Here is a 17,653-nt window from a genome sequence, read left to right as displayed (position 1 = left end):
CGAAACTTGACTATGACTTAGGGCCGCGGCGCGACCACGTCCAGGCGTAGCCGGGGTCTTCGGACGCGTCGGCGGCTTCGCCGAGCTCCAGCGGCGCGAACGTGTCGACCATGACGGCGGTCTCGTCGAAGAACTCCGCGCCGATCGACGCCTCCGCCGCGCCCGGCTGCGGGCCGTGCGTGAAGCCGGACGGGTGCAGCGAGAGCGAGCCGATGCCGATCCCCGAGCCCTTGCGGGCCTCGTAGTTGCCGCGCACGTAGAACATCAGCTCGTCGGAGTCGACGTTCGCGTGGTTGTACGGCACCGGGATCGCGTCCTCGTGGTAGTCGACCTTCCGCGGGCAGAAGGAGCAGACGACGAAGTTCGGGCCCTCGAACGTCTGGTGCACGGGCGGCGGCTGGTGCACGCGGCCGGTGATCGGCTCGAAGTCGTCGATGTTGAACACCCACGGGTAGAGGCAGCCGTCCCAGCCGACGACGTCGAAGGGGTGCGTCGCGTAGGTGTAGCGCGTGAGCCCGGCGCGGTGCCGGACGAGCACCTCGACGTCCTCGCCGTCTTCCAGCAGCGGCTCGGCCGGTCCGCGGATGTCGCGCTCGCAGTACGGCGAGTGCTCCAGGAACTGGCCCTTCGCCGACAGGTAGCGCTTCGGCGGCCCGATGTGCCCGCGCGCCTCGAGGGTGAAGAGGTTGACCTCGCCGTGGGGGACGACCCGGTAGGTGCACGACGTCGGGATCACGACGTAGTCGCCGTCGCCGACCTCCAGGCGGCCGTAGACGGTCTCGAAGGTCGCGGAGCCGCCGTGGACGTAGAACAGCTCGTCGCCGGCCGCGTTGCGGTACAGCGGGCTCGGTGCGGTCGCCGTGACGAACCCGATGGTGACGTCGTTGTTGCCGAACAGCCGGCGGCGGTCGGTCACCGCGTCGGCCTCGCCGCCGAACTTGAGGTCCTGTGTCTTGAACGCGCGCGGCTTGAGCGGGTGGTTCGGGGTGAGCGACCCGCGGTCCTCCTCGACCGCGACGGCGTCGACGATCGCCGTCGGCAGACCGCGGTGGTAGAGCAGCGCGGAGTCGGCGGAGAAGCCCTCGACGCCCATCAGCTCTTCGGCGTACAGGCCGCCGTCCGGCTTCCGGAACGCGGTGTGCCGCTTGTGCGGGAGCTCGCCTACTCGCCGGTAGTAAGGCATCGACGTCCCCTTCTGACGTGTCCGTTGTGCGAACGATTTTGTCCTCATGTCGTACGCTACTAGCGTGTCAGTCGTGTCAAGCGCTGTGGAACTCACGCCCCCCGGCCCCCGTGGAATTCCTCCCCTGTTCGCGAGGCTCGTCGACGACTCGGCGCTGTTCCCTCCGGTCGGTGCGGCCATGCCCGAAGCGCTGCGTGCGCACTTCGCCAGCCGGGAGTCCGAACACGCCGGTGTACTGGGGGTTTTCCTCTGCCAGGCGTCGCGGCTGCCCGAGCTCATCACCGAGCTGATCAAGATCAAGCCGAAGCAGCCGCTGCCGCTTTCGCTGATCATCGACACGGGCCTGGGCGGTGTCCCGAAGGCCATCTCGATCGTCGAGTCGCGCAGTGAGCTGCTCGCGCTGCGGATGGTCGAGATGCCGGCGCCGTCGGACGTCGACGAGGTCTGGCTCGAGCGCGTCTCGGAGTTCGTGCCCGAGGACGTCATCCGGGTGGTCGAGCCGCGGCGCGGCGTCGGCTGGCTCGACGGCGTCCGGAAGGTGATCGAACACGGCAGCTGGCCGAAGATCCGCTGCGGCGGGCAGGCGGGCGAGAACTTCCCCAGCGTCGACGAGGTGGCGGACTTCCTGGCCGTCGTCAGCGGGTCGACCGGGGCGTCGTTCAAGGCGACGAACAGCCTGCACCGCGCGGTCCGGCACACCGACCCGGACACCGGGTTCGTGCACCACGGCTTCCTGAACCTGCTGGTCGCCTCGGCACGCAGCCTGGCGGGCGGCGACGTCCGGGGGGCCCTGGAGTCGACCGACGCGCAGGCGCTGGCCGACGAAGCCCGTGCGCTGTCCGAGCCGGCCGCGAAGGCCGTGCGGGCGCTCTTCGCGTCTTACGCGGCAGCGTCGTTCGAAGAGCCGGTCGCCGACCTGGGCGAACTCGGCTTGCTGTGACCAGCCGGGAGGGGTCGCTGACGCTCGACCGGGGCTTGGCGCTGCTGCAGGCAGTGGCCGACGCCGGCGGCGACGCGGCGACCATCTCCGAGCTGGCGGTGGCCATCGGGGCCAGCCGCGCGGCCGTGTACCGGCTGCTCGTGCCGCTGTCCGAGCGCGGGCTCGTCTGGCGCGACGGCACGAAGGTCCGGCTCGGCGTCGGGCTGCTCCGGCTGGCCGGCCAGGTGCTGCCGCAGCTGCGGGACGCGGCCGGCCCGGTGCTGCGCGAGCTGGCCGAAAAGGTGGGCGCGACCGCGCACCTTTCGGTCGCGCAGGGGACGCAAGCGCTTGCGGTGGCCGTCGTCGAGCCGTCGTGGACGAACTTCCACGTCGCCTACCGCGTCGGGAGCAGGCATCCGCTGACCGCCGGCGCGGCCGGCAAGGCGATGACGCTGCGCCCGGGCGGGAACGGCTGGGTGACGTCGACGGGCGAGCTCGAGGCGGGCGCGTCCGGGGTCGCGGCGCCCGTCCGCGGGGTTCCGGGGCTGCGGGCGAGCGTCGGTGTCGTGTCGATGGAGCCGCTGAAGGCGGCCGAAGTGGGGCCCCAGGTCGTCGCGGCCGCCACCCGGCTGGCCGACATCCTCAAGACGGACGGCTGAGCAGCGGCCGCACCATCGTCAGCAGCAGGGCGACGTCGACGGTGAACAGCAGGCGCTCGAACAGGCCGAGGGTGACGTCCTGCTGGGCCGGGCCGAGGACGAGCGTCACGACGAACCCGCCGAGAACCACGCCGACGCTGGCGAAGCTCGCCGTGGCCAGCCGCCGGATCGTCGTCCGGCGCGGCTCCCAGGGGCAGCGCTCGCGGCCCTGCTTCGTCAGCACGAACGCGGCGGCGGGCAGCGCGACGAACGCCGTGAGCGCGGCGATGTTGTGGACCTGCCCGGCGAGCGAACGCGCCTGGCCGTCCGGGGCGACGGGGACCAGGCCGCACACGAGCAGGCCGGCCGACCAGACGCCGAGCAGCACGCAGACGGCCGTGGTGCCCGGGCGGCGGGCCTTGGCGATCCCGGCGAGCAGCGCCACCGAGCCGAGCGACAGGGCCAGGCACATCACGCTGAACAGGGGAGCGGCCGAGGACGCGCCGAGCTTGCCGTAGACGTACTCCGACAGGGTCTGCCAGACCGGGCTGACCTGGCCGGACAGCCGCAGGTGCAGGTCGATCGAGATGGCCACGGCGAGGCCGATGCCGCCGAGCGCGATCCGGCCGTGCAGCGGCGAGACCGCGTGCGTCTTCGGCGTGTTCACCCGGTGCTCCCCCTTTCGTTCCCGAAAGGTTACCGGGCGAAGCTGTGAAGGATCGGTCAGAAGGCCAGCTGCACCAGGGCGAACACCGCGAACCCGGCGAACGCGAACCCGGCGCAGCGCTGGATCAGCTTCGGCTTGATGCGGCTGCGGATCTTCGCGCCGATGAACACGGCGAGCCCGGCGACCACGACGAGCGCGGCGAAGGCGCCGACACCGACGGCGACGGGGTTGCCGATCCGGGCGGCGAGGCTCGCCGTGGCGAGCTGGGAGGCGTCGCCCCACTCGGCGGCGAAGAGTACGCCGAAGGACGTCATCGCGGAGCGGGCGAAGGTTTGCGGAGCCGGGCCGACGCGCGACGCGTCGTCGCCTGCTTCATCGGCTTCGCTGAAGCCCTCGCGAAGGAGCATGAAAGCGCCGAGGCCGAACATGGCGGCGACGACCAGCGAAAGCACCACGTCCGGCAACAGCGTCAACACGCTGCCGAACGCGACCGCTATGACGCATTGCACGGCGAACGCGGCGCAGACCCCGGCGAAAACCGGCCAGCCGCGGAAACGGGTGGTCAGCACCAGGGTCGCGACGAGCGTCTTGTCCGGCAGTTCCACGGCGAGGACCAGGCCGAACGCGCTGATCAGCGCCACCATAGCGGCAGTCATGAGTATTCTTTCGCCCCTTTCACTGCAACGATAAAGGGGCGGTCGGGAAAGCCGCAAGCTGATGGCTTCCGCGAAATTGCCGGATCGGCGGTCACGAATTTGGTATCGCGGGATGTCGCACAAATTTCTTCGGCATGCCGAATTTTGGGTTGTGGCCTGCGGTAGGTTCACGACATGGGGTCACAGGCGCGTGCCGCGCAGGTCGAAGAGGTCATCCGCCGGCTGGAAGCGCACTACGTCTTCCCGGACGTCGCTGCGAAGCTCGCGGAGGTGCTTCGCGCGCGTCTCGACGAAGGCATCTACGCGGACCTCGGTGACGCGGAATTCGCGGCGACCGTCACAGCGGATCTCCAGTCCGTGAACGGCGACAAGCACCTGCGGCTGCGCCACCACCCCGAGCCGGTTGCCGTGGACGGTGACGCGGAGCACGCGACCGAGGGCTTCCGGCGCGCCGCCGAGCTGGAGAACTTCGGGATCGCGGCGGTGCGGCGGCTGCCGGGCAACGTCGGCTACCTCGACACGACCATGCTCTACCCGCTCGACCTCGCGGCCCCGGCCGTCTCGGCAGCGATGACGCTGGTCGCGCCGGCCGACGCGCTGCTGATCGACGTCCGGCGCAACCGCGGCGGCGACCCGGAGACCAGCGCGTTCCTGCAGAGCTACCTCGTCGACGAGCGGACCCACTACCTCGACTTCTACGAGCGCGAAGGCGATCGCGTCACCCAGATGTGGACGCTGCCGTACGTCCCGGGGCCGAAGTTCGGCGGCACCAAGCCGATCTGGGTGCTCACCGGCCCGGTGACGTTCTCCGGTGGCGAAGACCTCGCGTTCTCACTGCAGCGGCAGGGCCGCGCGAAGACCGTCGGCGAAGTGACGCGCGGCGGCGCGCACCCCTGCGACCGGTACAAAGTGGACACCTACCTGGACGTGACCGTCCCGATCGCCCGCTCGTACGACCCGGCGACGGGGGAGAACTGGGAGGGCGTCGGCGTCCGGCCGGACATCCCGGTCGCCGCGGAGGAGGCGTTCGACACGGTGTACGCGCTGGCGTTGGAGCACGTTCGCTCGCTGGGCTCCGCCGGAGCGCGGCGCGGCGTCGCCGAAGAGGCCCGGCAGGCGCTCGACCAGCGGTAGGACGTTGGTCCCGGCACGGACGGGACCAGTTGATCTGGCTGCGCGAGTGGCCCCGCGAGCAGGCTGGACCACGTGGAGGTCCTTGAGCTAGCGCGGTGGCAGTTCGGCATCACCACCGTCTACCACTTCCTGATGGTCCCGCTGACCATCGGGCTGTCGATCCTGGTCGCGGCGATGCAGACCCGCTGGGTCCGCACCGGGGAGCTGCGGCACCTGAAGATGACCAAGTTCTGGGGCAAGCTGCTGCTGGTCAACTTCGCCATGGGCGTGGTGACCGGGATCGTGCAGGAGTTCCAGTTCGGGATGAACTGGAGCGCGTACTCCCGCTTCGTCGGCGACGTCTTCGGAGCGCCGCTGGCGATGGAGGGGCTCGTCGCGTTCTTCGTCGAGTCGACGTTCCTCGGCCTGTGGATCTTCGGCTGGGACCGGCTGCCGAAAAAGGTGCACCTGGCGTGCGCGTGGGCGTTTTCGCTGGCCACGATGGCTTCGGCGTACTTCATCCTGGCCGCGAACTCGTGGATGCAGCACCCGGTCGGGGTGACGTTCGAGAACGGCAAGCCGACCATGAACTCGATCTGGGCGGTGCTGACGAACAACACGGCGCTGGCCGCGATCCCGCACACCCTGGCCGGCGCGTTCTCGGTGGCGGCGGCGTTCCTGGTGGGCGTCGCCGGCTGGCACCTGTGGCGGCGCGGGGACCACGAGGACGTGTGGCGCTCCTCGCTGCGCCTGGGCGGCTGGGTCGGCGTGGCGGCGTTCGCCGTCCTGGCGATCACCGGTGACACGCAGGGCAAGCTGATGTTCGAGCAGCAGCCGATGAAGATGGCGTCGGCGGAAGCGCTGTGCCACACCGAAGAGCCGGCGAGCTTCTCGATCATCGCGATCGGCGACGTCTCGGGCGCGAACTGCGAAGACGTCAAGACGTTCAACGTGCCCGCGCTGCTGTCGTTCCTGGCGCACAACGACTTCAAGACCGAAGTCAAGGGCGTGGAGAACCTGGTGACGGAGTACCAGGCCAAGTACGGCACGAACTACCCGGACGACCCGGCGCTCGGTTCGCTGGCCGGCAAGCCGATCGACTACGTCCCGAACCTGCCGGTGACGTACTGGGGCTTCCGCATGATGATCGGCTTCGGCGCGATCTCGGCCGGCATCGGCGTCCTGGCCCTGTGGCTGACCCGCCGGGGCCGCCTCCCGGGCAGCCGCTGGTTCCCCTGGCTGGTCCTCGGCGGCGTCGCGACACCGTTCCTGGGCAACAGCGCGGGCTGGATCTTCACCGAGATGGGCCGTCAGCCGTTCGTGGTGGCGCCCAACCCGACGGGCGTGGACGGCGTGTGGATGTTCACCGCCCAAGCGGTCTCCCACGTGACGACGGCCGAGGTCTGGACCTCCCTGATCGCGCTGACGACGGTGTACGCGGCCCTCGGAGTGGTGGAGGTGTACCTGATGCGCAAGTACATCCGCGGAGGCGTCGACGCGGTGATGCCCCCGAAACAGCAACCCGACAAAACCGGCGACGACACACTCGCCTTCGCATACTGAGGGCCGACGAATGCCAAAACCCCAGCTCAGCGGCTGTGCAGCAGCCCCTCCCGCCCCAAAAGCAGCCCCCGCCCTTCCCGGGGGGCGTCCCCGAACCCAGCGTATCGGCTCGGTGACACGCACGGGTTACCCACAGCAAATCTGTGGACAACTCGACCCGTTGTGGATAACTCACCGCGATCGGCCCGCGGACGGCGGCCGTCGTCGGCCCGGTGTGGTAGGTGCCCGATGACCCTCGAAATCGCCTGGTTCGCCGTCATCGCCTTCTTCTGGCTCGGCTACCTCGTCCTCGAAGGCTTCGACTTCGGCGTCGGCATGCTGCTGCCGGTCCTCGCCAAGGACAACACCGAGCGGCGCGTCATGGTCAACACCATCGGGCCCGTCTGGGACGGCAACGAGGTCTGGCTCATCGTCGCCGGCGGGGCCATGTTCGCCGCCTTCCCCGCCTGGTACGCGGGGCTGTTCTCGGCCGCCTACCTGCCGCTCCTGCTCGTGCTGCTCGCCCTCATCGGCCGCGGCGTCGCCTTCGAGTACCGCGGCAAGGTCGACTCCGAGCGCTGGCGGCGCAACTGGGACCGCGTCATCACGATCGGCTCCTGGATCCCGCCGCTCGGCGTCGGGCTCATCCTCGCCACCACCGTCCTCGGCCTGCCGCTGGACGCCGACGGCAACCGCGTCGGGTCCGCGTTCGCCGCCGTCCGCTGGGACACCCTGCTCGGCGCGGCCGCGATCGCCGCCTTCTCCATCACCCACGGCGCCGCGTTCCTCACCCTCAAAACCAGCGGTGACCTGCGGGAACGCGCGAAGAACCTGGCGATCAAGCTCCTGCCGGTCGCCATGGTGCCGATGGTCGCGTTCCTCTCGGTCGTCCAGTGGCGCGCCGGCACGTTGTGGACGCTGCTCGCGTTCGGCGTCAGCGTCGCCGCCGCGGTCGTCGCCTGGCTGCGGCTGCGTGCCGATCGCGACGGGCAGGCGTTCGCCGCGCTCGGCGTCGTCATCGCCGGGGCCGCCGTCACGATGTTCGGCTCGCTCTTCCCGAACGTCCTGCCCTCGACCCTCGACGCCGCCAACACCCTGACCATCGAAGGCGCCGCGTCGAGCCCGTACACCCTGACCGTGATGACCTGGGTCGCCGTCTTCGGCGCCCCCGCCGTGCTGGTCTACCAGGGCTGGACGTACTGGGTGTTCCGCAGGCGCATCGGCACCCAGCACATCCCGGCGGTCCACGCGCCATGACCGAACTTCCCGGACGCGCTCCCCTTCTCGCCTCGGAGTCCACAGTGGACTCGGCGCGGCCGGGAAAGGGCCCGCTCGGCGCGCTGCCGGCCCTCGTGCCGGCCGTGCGCCGGGCGCTGGCCCTGGTGGGTTTCCTGTCCTTCCTCAACGCCGCCGCGCTGGTGGCACAGGCGTTCCTGCTCGCCGACGTCCTCGCGGCGATCGTCGGAGCAGGTTCCGGGGGACGCACCGCCCAGCTGGCCGCGCTGCTCGCACTCGTCGCGACGCGCGCGCTCACCGGCTGGGCGGTGCGCACGGTCTCCGCCCGCGCCGCCGCCACCGCCCAGCGCGAACTGCGCGCCAAAGCCGTCGACCACGCGCTGCGCCTGGGCCCCGAGTGGATCGCCCAGCGCGGCCACGGCGAGCTGACCGCGCTCACCACCCGCGGCCTCGACGCGCTCGACGCCTACTTCCGCGAGTACCTCCCCGCCCTGGTGACGGCGGCCGTGGTGCCTCTCGGCGCCGGCGCGGCGATCCTCTTCGCAGACTGGCCGTCCGGCGTGATCATCGCGCTGACCGTGCCGCTGCTGCCGGTGTTCGCCATCCTCGTCGGCAAGTACACCGCCGACCGCGTCGCCGGCGCGACCGACGCGACGCACCGGATGTCCGGACGGCTACTGGAACTCGTGCGCGTACTCCCCGTGCTGACCGCGTTCCGGCGTGCCGCGGCGCAGGCCGAGACCGTCCGGCGGCTGTCCGAACGCCACCGCCGCGCGACCCTCAAGACGTTGAAAGTCGCCTTTTCCTCGGCGTTCGTGCTCGAACTGGTCGCGACGCTGTCGGTGGCGCTCGTCGCCGTCGTGATCGGCGTCCGGCTCGCCGCCGGGAACCTGCCGCTCGCCATCGGGCTCGGCGTGCTGATCCTCGCGCCGGAGTGCTACCAGCCGCTGCGCGCGGTCGGCGCCGCGTTCCACGCCAGCGAGGACGGCGTCGAAGCGGTCCGGCGCGTCGCCGACCTGCTGGCCCTTCCGGTCCGTCCCGAGGGGACCGCGGTCCCGGCGCCGGGCGAACTGCGCGTGTCCTCGCTCCGGGTGGCGCGCCGCGGCGGGTTCGCGCCGGACGGCGAGTCGTTCGCCGTCCGGCCCGGCGAGACGGTCTGGCTCCGCGCTCCGAGCGGCGGCGGCAAGTCGACGACGCTCTCGGCCCTGCTCGGCTTCGTCCCGGCGCACGACGGCTCCATCACGATCGGCTCCACGGACCTCGCCGACGCCGACCTCGCGCGCTGGCGCGAACAGGTCGCGTGGGTGCCGCAGTCGCCGGTGTTCACCGGCGGCACGGTCCGCGAGGAAGCCGGTTCGGACGCGGTCCTCGCCGAACTCGGCCTGGCCGAGCTCGCGGACCGGCCGGTTTCCCGGTTGTCGCTCGGACAGCGTCAGCGCGTCGCCGTCGCCCGGGCCCTCGTGCGAGTGCATCGCGGGGCCTGGCTGCTGCTGCTCGACGAGCCGACGGCGCACCTCGACGAGGCCAGCGCGCGGCTCGTGCTCGACGCCGTGCAGCACGCCGTCGACAACGGCGCGGCCGCCATCATCGCGGCCCACGAGCGCACCGCGGCGGTCGACCTGCCGACCGAAGGCGCGGTGGCTGCGGAGACGTCCACAGTGGACGAATCCGGCACGCCGCTGGGGTGGCGCGCGCTCCTCGACGGACGGCTCTTCGGCGGCGCCGCGCTGGGCGCGCTGGCGTTGCTGGCCGGGGTGGCGCTGACAGCGACGTCAGGCTGGCTCATCGCCAAGGCCTCCCAGCAGCCGCCGATCCTGACTTTGACGGTCGCGGTCGTCGGCGTCCGCGCGTTCGGGCTCGGCCGGGCCGGGCTCCGGTACGTCGAACGACTGGTCACCCACGACGCCGCGTTCCGCATCGCCGGCCGCGTCCGCGTGCGGCTGTGGAATTCGCTGGTCCGGCTCGGACCGGCGCGAGGCCTGCGTGCGGGCGAGGGACAACGCCGGCTGGTCGGCGACGTCGACACGGTGCGCGACCTCCTGCCGCGCGTGGTGTCGCCGCCGCTGGTGGTGGCGCTGGTCGCGGCCGGAGCGATCGCCGTGCAGACGTGGGTGCTGCCCGCGGCCGGGCTGACACTGGCCGCGGCGGTGGCGCTCGGGCTGGGCGCGCCGTGGGTGGCACTGAGCGCCGAGCGCCGGGCGACGTCGGCGCTGGCGGACGGCCGTCGCGAAGTCGCTACGCAGGTCTTGACGGTGTTCGAAGCGGCGGCCGAGCTGCTCGCCTTCGGCACGGCGGGCAGCCACCGCCGCGCCCTCGCGGACGCCGACACCCGGCTGGTGACGCAGGCGCGTCGGCAGGCGTTCGGCGCGGGCGCGGCGGAAGCGCTGGTCACGCTGGTCTGCGGAGCGGCGGCAGTCGTCAGCACGGCGTTCGCCGCGCAGGCCGTCGCGGGCGGCCGGCTCGACCCGGTCCTGGCGCCGCTGCTGGCGCTGGTGCCGCTCGTGCTGGCGGAGGTCCTGGCGCTGCTCCCGCCGGTGGCGCAGCACTGGGACACGCTGCAGCGCGCCCGTCGCCGTCTCGCCGACGTGCCCGAACCGCCATCGTCTCCGGCTTCGGTGGCCGGTGTCTCGCTGCGGGGCGCGGACCTCGGCTGGCCGGGCGGACCGGTGGTGCTGCACGGCGTCGACGTCGACCTCGCCCCGGGCACGTATGCCGCGGTGGTGGGACCGAGCGGGGCGGGGAAGTCGACGCTCATTGCGGCGCTGCTGGGGTTCCTCGCGCCTCGCCGTGGCGTAGTGGCGGTGCCGGAGGGGGTGGCGTGGGCCCCGCAAGAGCCCATGCTCGCCGCGACGACGGTCGCCGAGAACCTGCGCCTGGCCCGCCCGTCGGCGACCGAAGAGGAGCTGGACGCGGCATTGCGCGCGGCGGCGCTGACCGACGTGCCACCGGAGACGGTGCTCGGCAGTGGCGGCACCGGACTGTCCGGCGGCCAGGCGCAGCGGGTGGCCTTGGCGCGGGCGCTGCTCGGGGCGCCGTCGGCGGGTCTGGTGCTGCTGGACGAGCCCACGGCGCACCTGGACGAGGTGACGGCCGAGGCCGTGCGCACGCACCTGCGGGAGGCGCTGGCGGGCCGGACGGTAGTGCACGTGACGCACCGGGCGGACGAAGCGGACGGAGCGGACGTGGTCCTCGAGGTCCGCGACGGCCGGGTCGTCACCCGGGTACCGGTCACATGATCGATTCCCGCTGTGTCCTTGCCGCGCCGCCGGCGCGCCGCGCGATAATGACGGAACTCATGGATCCGACGCTAGCCGCGCGGGCACTGTCCGCCGCCACCGAGATCACGAGCACCGCCCTGTCCGGCGACGACCCGGGGGCGGTGCTGGACACGGTCGTAGCCCGAGCGGCCGAGCTGGCCGACGCGGACCTGGGCCTGGCCATGGTGAGCACGGAGGACGGCCGGGTGGTGGTCGAGGCCGCCCACTACGCAACGGCTCACCCGTCGGTCCACGACGGACCCGCCCGCACCCCGGCCGACGCCCCGGGCTCCGGCGGTCTGAGCGCGAGTGGGTTGGGCCAGGCATCGGACGGCACCGGGCGCGTCGGCGGTCCGGTCGCCGACGGCTCCGGCGACGCGAGCGCGCCCGCTCGCGCTGCGCGCGCGGGCGACCCGGCCGCTTCGCTGGGCGGTTCGAGCGCGAGTGGGCTTGCCGATGGCTCGGAGAGCACCGAGCGCGCCGGTGGGCCAGTGGCTTCGCTTGGGGAGCCGAGCGTCTCGGGCCATGCGTCGGGCGGTACCGAGCGCGCCGGCAGCTCCGGCAGCCTGGCCGCCGATGCGAGCGCGACCGCTCGCGCTGCGCGCGCGGGCGGCTCGGCCGCTTCGCTAGGCGGTTCGAGCGCCAGTGGACTTGCCGATGGCTCGGAGAGCACCGGGCGCGGCAGTGGGCCGGTGGCCTCGCTTGGGGAGCCGAGCGCCTCGGGCCTGGCGTCGGACGGCGCCGATCGCGTCGGCAGGTCGGTCGCCGACAGTTCCGGCCGCCCGGTCGCCGAAGGCTCCGGCGGAGCGATCGCGACCGCTCGCGCTGCGCGCGCGGGCGGCACCGAACGCTCCGGCGGCCGAGGCGCGACCGCGTCTGCCGCGCTGCCGGGCACCGAACGCTCCGGCGGCCCAGGCGCGACCGCTTCCGCGCTGCCGGGCGGCGGGCGCCCCGGCGGGACCGGGAGCGCGGCTTCTGCGGACTCGCTGCGCGGGCTTGCCTTGCCCGCCGACTCCGCCGCCGGGCAGGTGGCGCGCGGTGGCGAGCCCGTCTCCAGTGCGGACTTCACCGTCGATCCGCGGACCGCTCCATACGTGCCCGCCGAACTGCACGGCTATGGGCCCTTCGCCGCCGCGCCCTTCGGGTCCGGGGGACGGGTTCTCGGGTCGCTCACCGTCTACCGGAAGCGGGGGCGGGAGCCCTTCTCCGCCGGGACCGTCGAGATGCTCGTCGCCTTCGCTGCGCAGGCCGGTGTTGTCCTTGCGCTCGCCGAAGGCGCCAATGCTCGGCACCGGGTCGCGCTCTACGAAGAGCGGGAGCGCATTGCCCGGGAGCTGCACGACGTCATCGTCCAGCGGCTCTACGGCGCCGGCATGCAGCTGGACCGCGTGCGGCGCAACATGCGCAAGCGGTTTGCCCAGGCCGACGGGGCGCGGCTGTCCGACGCCATCGACCAGCTCGACCAGACCATCGAGGAAATCCGCGGTACCGTGCGCGCGCTGCGGTCGCCGGAGCCGCGCCACGACACCGGTACGCCCACCGACCTCGCCGAGTCCGCGCGCGGCGAGGTCCGCATCGCCGGCGAGCTGCTGGGCTACCCGCCGACCCTCGAGCTGTCCGGCGAATTCGCCGACATCCCCGCGGAACGCGCTGACCACATCCGAGCCGCCCTGCGCGAGGCACTGTCCAATGTGGTCCGCCACTCCGGCGCCAGCGAAACCCGGGTGACCCTGACCCGGGACTCCCGCGGCGTCAAACTCCGCGTGCGCGACAACGGTTCCGGCGTTCCCCAGGGTGTCGCCACCCGCGGTCTGCGCCACCTCGCCGAACGCGCGGACGCCGCGGGCGGGAAGTTCTTCCTGAACTCCTCACCCAGCCTCGGCACCCTCGTCGCGTTCGACCTGCCGCTCGACTGATCCGTACTCCTGCGACTCATCCTTCTCGGGTCATCCAGCCTCCCTTCCACGCCCTCGGCAATGATCTTACCGGCTCGTCGAACATATATTCGACTCACTTTCGAGTGAATCTCGGCCGGAAAAAGGGCTGATCGAGATGGCGGACCGTGACCAGGTCCAGAAAAGGTCGCAGCGAACGGCGGATTGCGGACTCAGTGGCTGCGGACGGCTACTTCTCGCGCCGCGCGATCCAGGCAGCCGCCTGCGTGCGGCGTTGCATCCCGAGCTTCGCCAGCACCGACGTGACGTAGTTCTTGACCGTCTTCTCCGCCAGGAACAACCGCTCGGCGATCTCGCGGTTGGACAGGCCCTGGCCGATCAGCTCGAGCACGTCGCGCTCGCGCTCGGTGAGCGTCGCGAGTTCGTCCGTCGGCGGGTGCCGCATCTTGTCGAGCACGCGCGCGGTGCTCACCGGGTCCAGCAGCGACCGCCCGGCCGCCACCTCGCGGACCGCGTTCACCACGTCCTGCCCGCGCACCTGCTTCAGCAGGTAGCCCGCCGCACCGGCCATGATCGCGCCGACCATGGCCTCTTCGTCGTCGAACGCCGTCAGCATCAGGCACGCCGGCGGGTTCGGCTTCGACCGCAGCTCACGGCAGAGCGTGATCCCGTCGCCGTCGCCGAGGCGGACGTCGACCACCGCAACTTCCGGCTCGACGTGCATCGCCACCGCCAGGGCCTCTTCGACGCTGCTCGCCTCGGCGACGACCTCGATGTCGGGCTCGTCGCCGAGGAGGTCGCGGAGCCCGCGGCGGACCACCTCGTGGTCGTCGACGAGCAGTACCTGGATCGGCATACCCCGAGGTTACGGGGTGCGCGGACGCCGTGGTGGCGGCCGGTCGGCACCGTCACACGTGAATTACCTCGAAGAGGTGACCGCTGCCCCGTAACATTCCGGCCGGTACGTATTCTTCGCCCGCAAATGAGCAGGTCAAGACGAGAACGCGAAAGAATCACGGGACCGGCGCCGCTTCGTGGATCGCTGCCATTTCCGGAATTCCGGAAAAGTCCGTAACGGCGTCGGCCGGGTGGCGATAGTAACCACACATTCGCCCCGATTCCGTTCGGAAGGAAATTCCGTTGTCCCTGTTTCGCCGTGCCCTGACGGCGGCTGCCGCCGTCGCCGGGTTCGCCCTTCTCGGCCCCGTCCCCTTCGCGTCCGCGCAGTCCGCGGGCGACAAAGACTGCACGGACTTCCAGTACCAGGAGGAAGCGCAGGCGGTCCTCGACGCGACACCGGGCGACCCCTACCACCTGGACCGCGACAAGAACGGCATCGCCTGCGAATCGCTACGGCACCGGCCGCAGCAGCCGAGCACCACCACCACGACCTCAACCACGACGACGGCGAAAAAGCCCACGCACACCGCGCCGAAGACGACTGACACGGCGAAGCCGGCCAAGAAGACCGGCAGCCAGGTGAAGGTCAAGCCGGTCGGCGGCGTCGCCACCGGCGGCGGTGAGCCGGCCGACGAAGCCCCCGGCTTCCTCGTGCTCAGCGGCACGCTGCTCGCCGCGACGGTGTCCGGCGGCATGGTGCTCTACCTGCGCCGGCGCCCGAGTTGAGACACCCGCGCCTGTGGCCCGCGGTCACGGCGGTCGCCGCGGCCCTCGGCGTGGTGCTGGCCGTGGCCCTCGTCCTCGTCCTGGCGCCGAAGGCGCCGGAGGAGATCGCCCCGCCGGGCCCGGCCTCCGCGGACCCGCCGGGCACCGCGAGCATCGCGCGCACCACGGCACCGACCGCCGACGGTCTCCCCGCGGCGAAACCGGCGTCGCTGACCATCCCGGCGATCGGCGTGCGAGCCGGCGCGATCAAGGATCTCGGGCTGACGCCGGACGGCGCGCTGGAGGTCCCGGGCGACGCCACGACGGTCGGCTGGTTCACCGGTGCGCCGTCGCCCGGGGAGACCGGCCCGGCGGTGCTGGCCGCGCACGTCGACTACAAGCACGTGCCCGGCGCCTTCTCCCGCTTGAAGGACCTGCGCCCCGGTGCGCAGGCCATGGTCGGCCGCGCGGACGGCCGCATCGCGGTCTTCACCGTCTACCGCGTCGACCGCTACGCGAAGGCCGCGTTCCCGACCGACGAGGTGTACGGCGACACACCGGACCCCGAGCTGCGGCTCATCACCTGCGGCGGGGCGTTCGACCGGGCGAGCGGCAACTACCTCGACAACGTCGTGGCCTACGCGAAGCTGACCGCCGTCGAGGCCTGAGCCAGCTCGATCCCCGACAGGTCCAGGCGCCGGTAGGTGCGCTCCTCGAGCGACCAGACGTCCAGGACGTCGCCGTCGAGCTCGGGGTAGGCGATGACGAGGTGCTCGCCGCGGTAGTCGACGTCGGCCGGGAGCCCGGCTTCCAGCTGCCAGCAGAGTTGTTGCTGCTTCGGCGTCAGGCGTCCCGCGTAGCGGTCGCTCATCGCCCGCGCGAGCCGGCCGCGCGCCATCGCCGGCCCGCTCGCCGGGGCGGCCAGCAGCCGCTCGGCGTGCTCGGTCGGGTCGGGTGGCCGTTCGCCGGGTTCGGGATCGCGGACGGCCATCGTCGGTTCCGCCTGGTCGCGGGCGGGCAGCACGATGCTGCCGTCCGCGGCGTGGCGGGTCGGCGCGTAACCCGCGTCGCGCAACGCATCCAGCGTGCCTGAAGCGTCCACAGTGGACGTCAGCACGGTCGGCGCCACCGAGCGCAGGCCGAGCTTGGCGAGCTTGCGGTGGGCGGCGAGCTCGGCCAGCACGGCCGGTTCGCCGACGACGACGCTCGCCACCTCGATCACCTGCGCCTCGCCGTGCCGCCGCGCGACGTCGTTGACCAGGTACACCAGCGGTTGCGGCAGGTCCCCCGCCGCGATGGTGCGCAGTTCGCCGAGCAGTTCGGCGGCCTGCGCGCCCTGGTCGAACGCCCGTCGCACGGACGCGGGGGAGAACCGCCAACTGGTCGCGGTGCCCTGGGCTTCGCGGTCGGCGACGCGGTCGAGCAGCGCGGCCAGCCGGGCGTCGGGCGAGCCGGGCACGATCGCCGTCAGATCGGTGCCGAACAACGCCGTCGTGCGCGCCCGCGAGACCAGCTCATCGGTGACGTCGACCAGCTCGTCCGGCGTGAGCAGGGCGCGCCCGGCCGCGGTCACCGCGCCGTGCGCGACGACGCCGAGCAGCTCGCCTTCGCTGAGCGCGTCCTGCACGTGCCCGGCGAAGTCGTCGGTCGGCAGCAACGGCGCGTGCCACTCGGCGAGCCGGGTCAGCGCGGCCACGTCGCCGATGGCGTCGCCGGGATCGAGCCGCGCGAGCAGCCGCACGACCAGCCGCCGCACGAGCGCTTCGACGTCGGTCTCGAACTCCGGGGGCACCGGGTCCCACCAAGTTGTCACTAGCAGGCGGTACAGCAACGCCGGCTCGGGCCGGGCGAGGTCCGGGGTCGGCGCCAGCGTGGGCGGAGGTGCCTTCTGGCCGCGGCGCGGCGGCGGTGGCTCGTCGGCCAGCAGCAGCCCGGCCTGCGCGGCGAGGTCGATGGCCAGCTCGATCTCCGCCGGCGTGCCGCCGGTGTCCTTCGCCAGCTTCTTGACCAGCCGGGTCCCGATCGTGCCGTCCTTGAGCAGCGGCAACGGCTCCGCGGCGGCCAGGTCGAGGATCGCCGACACGCGGTCGAGCAACCGCAGCGCGGCGGCCGACGACGTCGCTTCGGCCGCCTCGGCCCCGGTGTGGGTGACGGCGAACTCGGGTTCCTCCGGTGTGAACGGCAGCTGGTGGTCCGGCCCGCGCAGCGCGAGCGACACCTCGATCGGCATGGCCACCGTGCCGAAGTAGGTCCCGAACAGGAAACCGTGGTCGAACGCCCAGCCGGCCGGGGCCACGCCGTCGACCTCGGGAACGCCGCCGGCCATGTCCAGCAGCAGGGTCCGCGTCTCCTCGGGCGCGGTGGCGAACAACCGGCGGACGCCCTCGCCGTCTCGGAAGAAGCGGACGAGCCCGATCAGGAGCTCCGGTTTTCCGACGGTGTCGGGCAAGCCGAGCGCGCGCGACAGCTTCGCCAACCGGCTGGTACCGAGCTCCCCGAGCAGGTCCGCGACGGGCCGGCCGAGCCCCTCGGGGCCGAAGCTGTTGCGGCGCAGCAGGTCCGGCAGGACGATGCCGTCGGGGTCACGCCACGCCAGCGCGCGTTCGCTCAGATCATCCACAGTGGACTCGACGGTCCCGGTGTCCGTCCCGAGCAGCCGCGTGACCTCCCCGACGGGCGCCGGCCGCCGCCCCAGCGCGTAACACAGCTGGACAGCACGCAGGACCTGAACCACCGGCGTGGGCAGGCGAAGCAGCGCGGCGTCGATCGACTCGGCGGCCGCGAGCCGGGCCGCGACGACGTCCAGCCGCCGCGGCCACGGGTCTTCGAGCACGTCCGGCCGGTGGGCCAGCACCTGCGCGAGCGCCTCTCGATCCAGGCCGGCGAGCCTGCCGAGCAGTTCATCGGCGGTCGTCACGGCTGGTCTCCGAGGGTCGGCTACG

General features: G+C 72.4%; 14 protein-coding genes and 1 pseudogene. 10 read left to right on the top strand and 5 right to left on the bottom strand.

From position 1 onward, the window contains the following. Positions 1 to 10 precede the first annotated feature (10 nt). A complete protein-coding gene (locus ACLJOU_RS02255; protein ID WP_410562539.1) occupies positions 11 to 1,183 on the bottom strand; it encodes a homogentisate 1,2-dioxygenase in 1,173 nt (390 codons plus the stop codon). Between the two features lie 85 nt (positions 1,184 to 1,268). Between ACLJOU_RS02255 and ACLJOU_RS02250 the strand changes: the two genes are divergently transcribed. Together ACLJOU_RS02250 and ACLJOU_RS02245 are read left to right on the top strand one after the other, a co-directional pair. After that, positions 1,269 to 2,123, top strand: coding sequence for a hypothetical protein (locus tag ACLJOU_RS02250; protein ID WP_410564671.1), 855 nt, complete (start codon positions 1,269 to 1,271; stop codon positions 2,121 to 2,123). After that, a complete protein-coding gene (locus ACLJOU_RS02245) occupies positions 2,120 to 2,761 on the top strand; it encodes an IclR family transcriptional regulator (protein WP_410562537.1) in 642 nt (213 codons plus the stop codon). Before ACLJOU_RS02250 ends, ACLJOU_RS02245 begins: the two co-directional genes overlap by 4 nt. Here the strand turns inward: ACLJOU_RS02245 and ACLJOU_RS02240 are convergent. Further along, complete coding sequence (locus ACLJOU_RS02240) at positions 2,745 to 3,407, bottom strand: DUF998 domain-containing protein (RefSeq protein ID WP_410562535.1); 663 nt, start codon at positions 3,405 to 3,407, stop codon at positions 2,745 to 2,747. The genes ACLJOU_RS02245 and ACLJOU_RS02240 overlap by 17 nt on opposite strands. Before the next feature lie 56 nt (positions 3,408 to 3,463). Beyond that, positions 3,464 to 4,051, bottom strand: a complete 588-nt coding sequence (locus ACLJOU_RS02235) for a TMEM165/GDT1 family protein (protein ID WP_410564669.1) — start codon at positions 4,049 to 4,051, stop codon at positions 3,464 to 3,466. A gap of 186 nt (positions 4,052 to 4,237) precedes the next feature. Between ACLJOU_RS02235 and ACLJOU_RS02230 the strand changes: the two genes are divergently transcribed. From ACLJOU_RS02230 to ACLJOU_RS02205, 6 genes and pseudogenes are all read left to right on the top strand, one after another. Continuing rightward, positions 4,238 to 5,197: a S41 family peptidase gene (locus ACLJOU_RS02230; protein WP_410562533.1), complete on the top strand. Its 960-nt coding sequence runs from the start codon at positions 4,238 to 4,240 to the stop codon at positions 5,195 to 5,197. Between the two features lie 72 nt (positions 5,198 to 5,269). Further along, positions 5,270 to 6,739, top strand: a complete 1,470-nt coding sequence (locus tag ACLJOU_RS02225; protein ID WP_410562530.1) for a cytochrome ubiquinol oxidase subunit I — start codon at positions 5,270 to 5,272, stop codon at positions 6,737 to 6,739. Positions 6,740 to 6,967: 228 nt separating this feature from the next. Beyond that, positions 6,968 to 7,975 carry a cytochrome d ubiquinol oxidase subunit II gene (gene cydB / locus ACLJOU_RS02220; protein WP_410562527.1) on the top strand — a complete coding sequence of 336 codons (1,008 nt, stop codon included), beginning with the start codon at positions 6,968 to 6,970 and terminating at the stop codon, positions 7,973 to 7,975. Further along, positions 7,972 to 11,190, top strand: coding sequence for a thiol reductant ABC exporter subunit CydD (gene cydD, locus ACLJOU_RS02215; RefSeq protein WP_410562526.1), 3,219 nt, complete (start codon positions 7,972 to 7,974; stop codon positions 11,188 to 11,190). Before cydB ends, cydD begins: the two co-directional genes overlap by 4 nt. A gap of 59 nt (positions 11,191 to 11,249) precedes the next feature. After that, positions 11,250 to 11,447, top strand: a pseudogene (locus ACLJOU_RS02210) (sensor histidine kinase); the annotation flags it as partial. A 573-nt stretch (positions 11,448 to 12,020) separates the two neighbouring features. Further along, positions 12,021 to 13,127 carry a histidine kinase gene (locus ACLJOU_RS02205; RefSeq protein WP_410564668.1) on the top strand — a complete coding sequence of 369 codons (1,107 nt, stop codon included), beginning with the start codon at positions 12,021 to 12,023 and terminating at the stop codon, positions 13,125 to 13,127. A gap of 208 nt (positions 13,128 to 13,335) precedes the next feature. Here ACLJOU_RS02205 and ACLJOU_RS02200 read toward each other — a convergent pair whose 3' ends face one another. After that, positions 13,336 to 13,962 carry a response regulator gene (locus ACLJOU_RS02200; RefSeq protein WP_410562524.1) on the bottom strand — a complete coding sequence of 209 codons (627 nt, stop codon included), beginning with the start codon at positions 13,960 to 13,962 and terminating at the stop codon, positions 13,336 to 13,338. A 284-nt stretch (positions 13,963 to 14,246) separates the two neighbouring features. On the opposite strand from ACLJOU_RS02200, the gene ACLJOU_RS02195 reads away from it, so the two are divergent. Both ACLJOU_RS02195 and ACLJOU_RS02190 read left to right on the top strand, forming a co-directional pair. Then, complete coding sequence (locus tag ACLJOU_RS02195; protein WP_410562521.1) at positions 14,247 to 14,732, top strand: excalibur calcium-binding domain-containing protein; 486 nt, start codon at positions 14,247 to 14,249, stop codon at positions 14,730 to 14,732. Beyond that, complete coding sequence (locus ACLJOU_RS02190) at positions 14,729 to 15,379, top strand: class F sortase (RefSeq protein WP_410562520.1); 651 nt, start codon at positions 14,729 to 14,731, stop codon at positions 15,377 to 15,379. Before ACLJOU_RS02195 ends, ACLJOU_RS02190 begins: the two co-directional genes overlap by 4 nt. Here the strand turns inward: ACLJOU_RS02190 and ACLJOU_RS02185 are convergent. After that, positions 15,349 to 17,628 carry a helicase-associated domain-containing protein gene (locus ACLJOU_RS02185; RefSeq protein WP_410562517.1) on the bottom strand — a complete coding sequence of 760 codons (2,280 nt, stop codon included), beginning with the start codon at positions 17,626 to 17,628 and terminating at the stop codon, positions 15,349 to 15,351. The genes ACLJOU_RS02190 and ACLJOU_RS02185 overlap by 31 nt on opposite strands. Positions 17,629 to 17,653 lie beyond the last annotated feature (25 nt).

Source organism: Amycolatopsis sp. cmx-4-61 (genome assembly GCF_046548775.1).
Classification (GTDB): Bacteria; Actinomycetota; Actinomycetes; order Mycobacteriales; family Pseudonocardiaceae; genus Amycolatopsis.
This window is presented reverse-complemented; position numbering and strand designations above follow the sequence as displayed.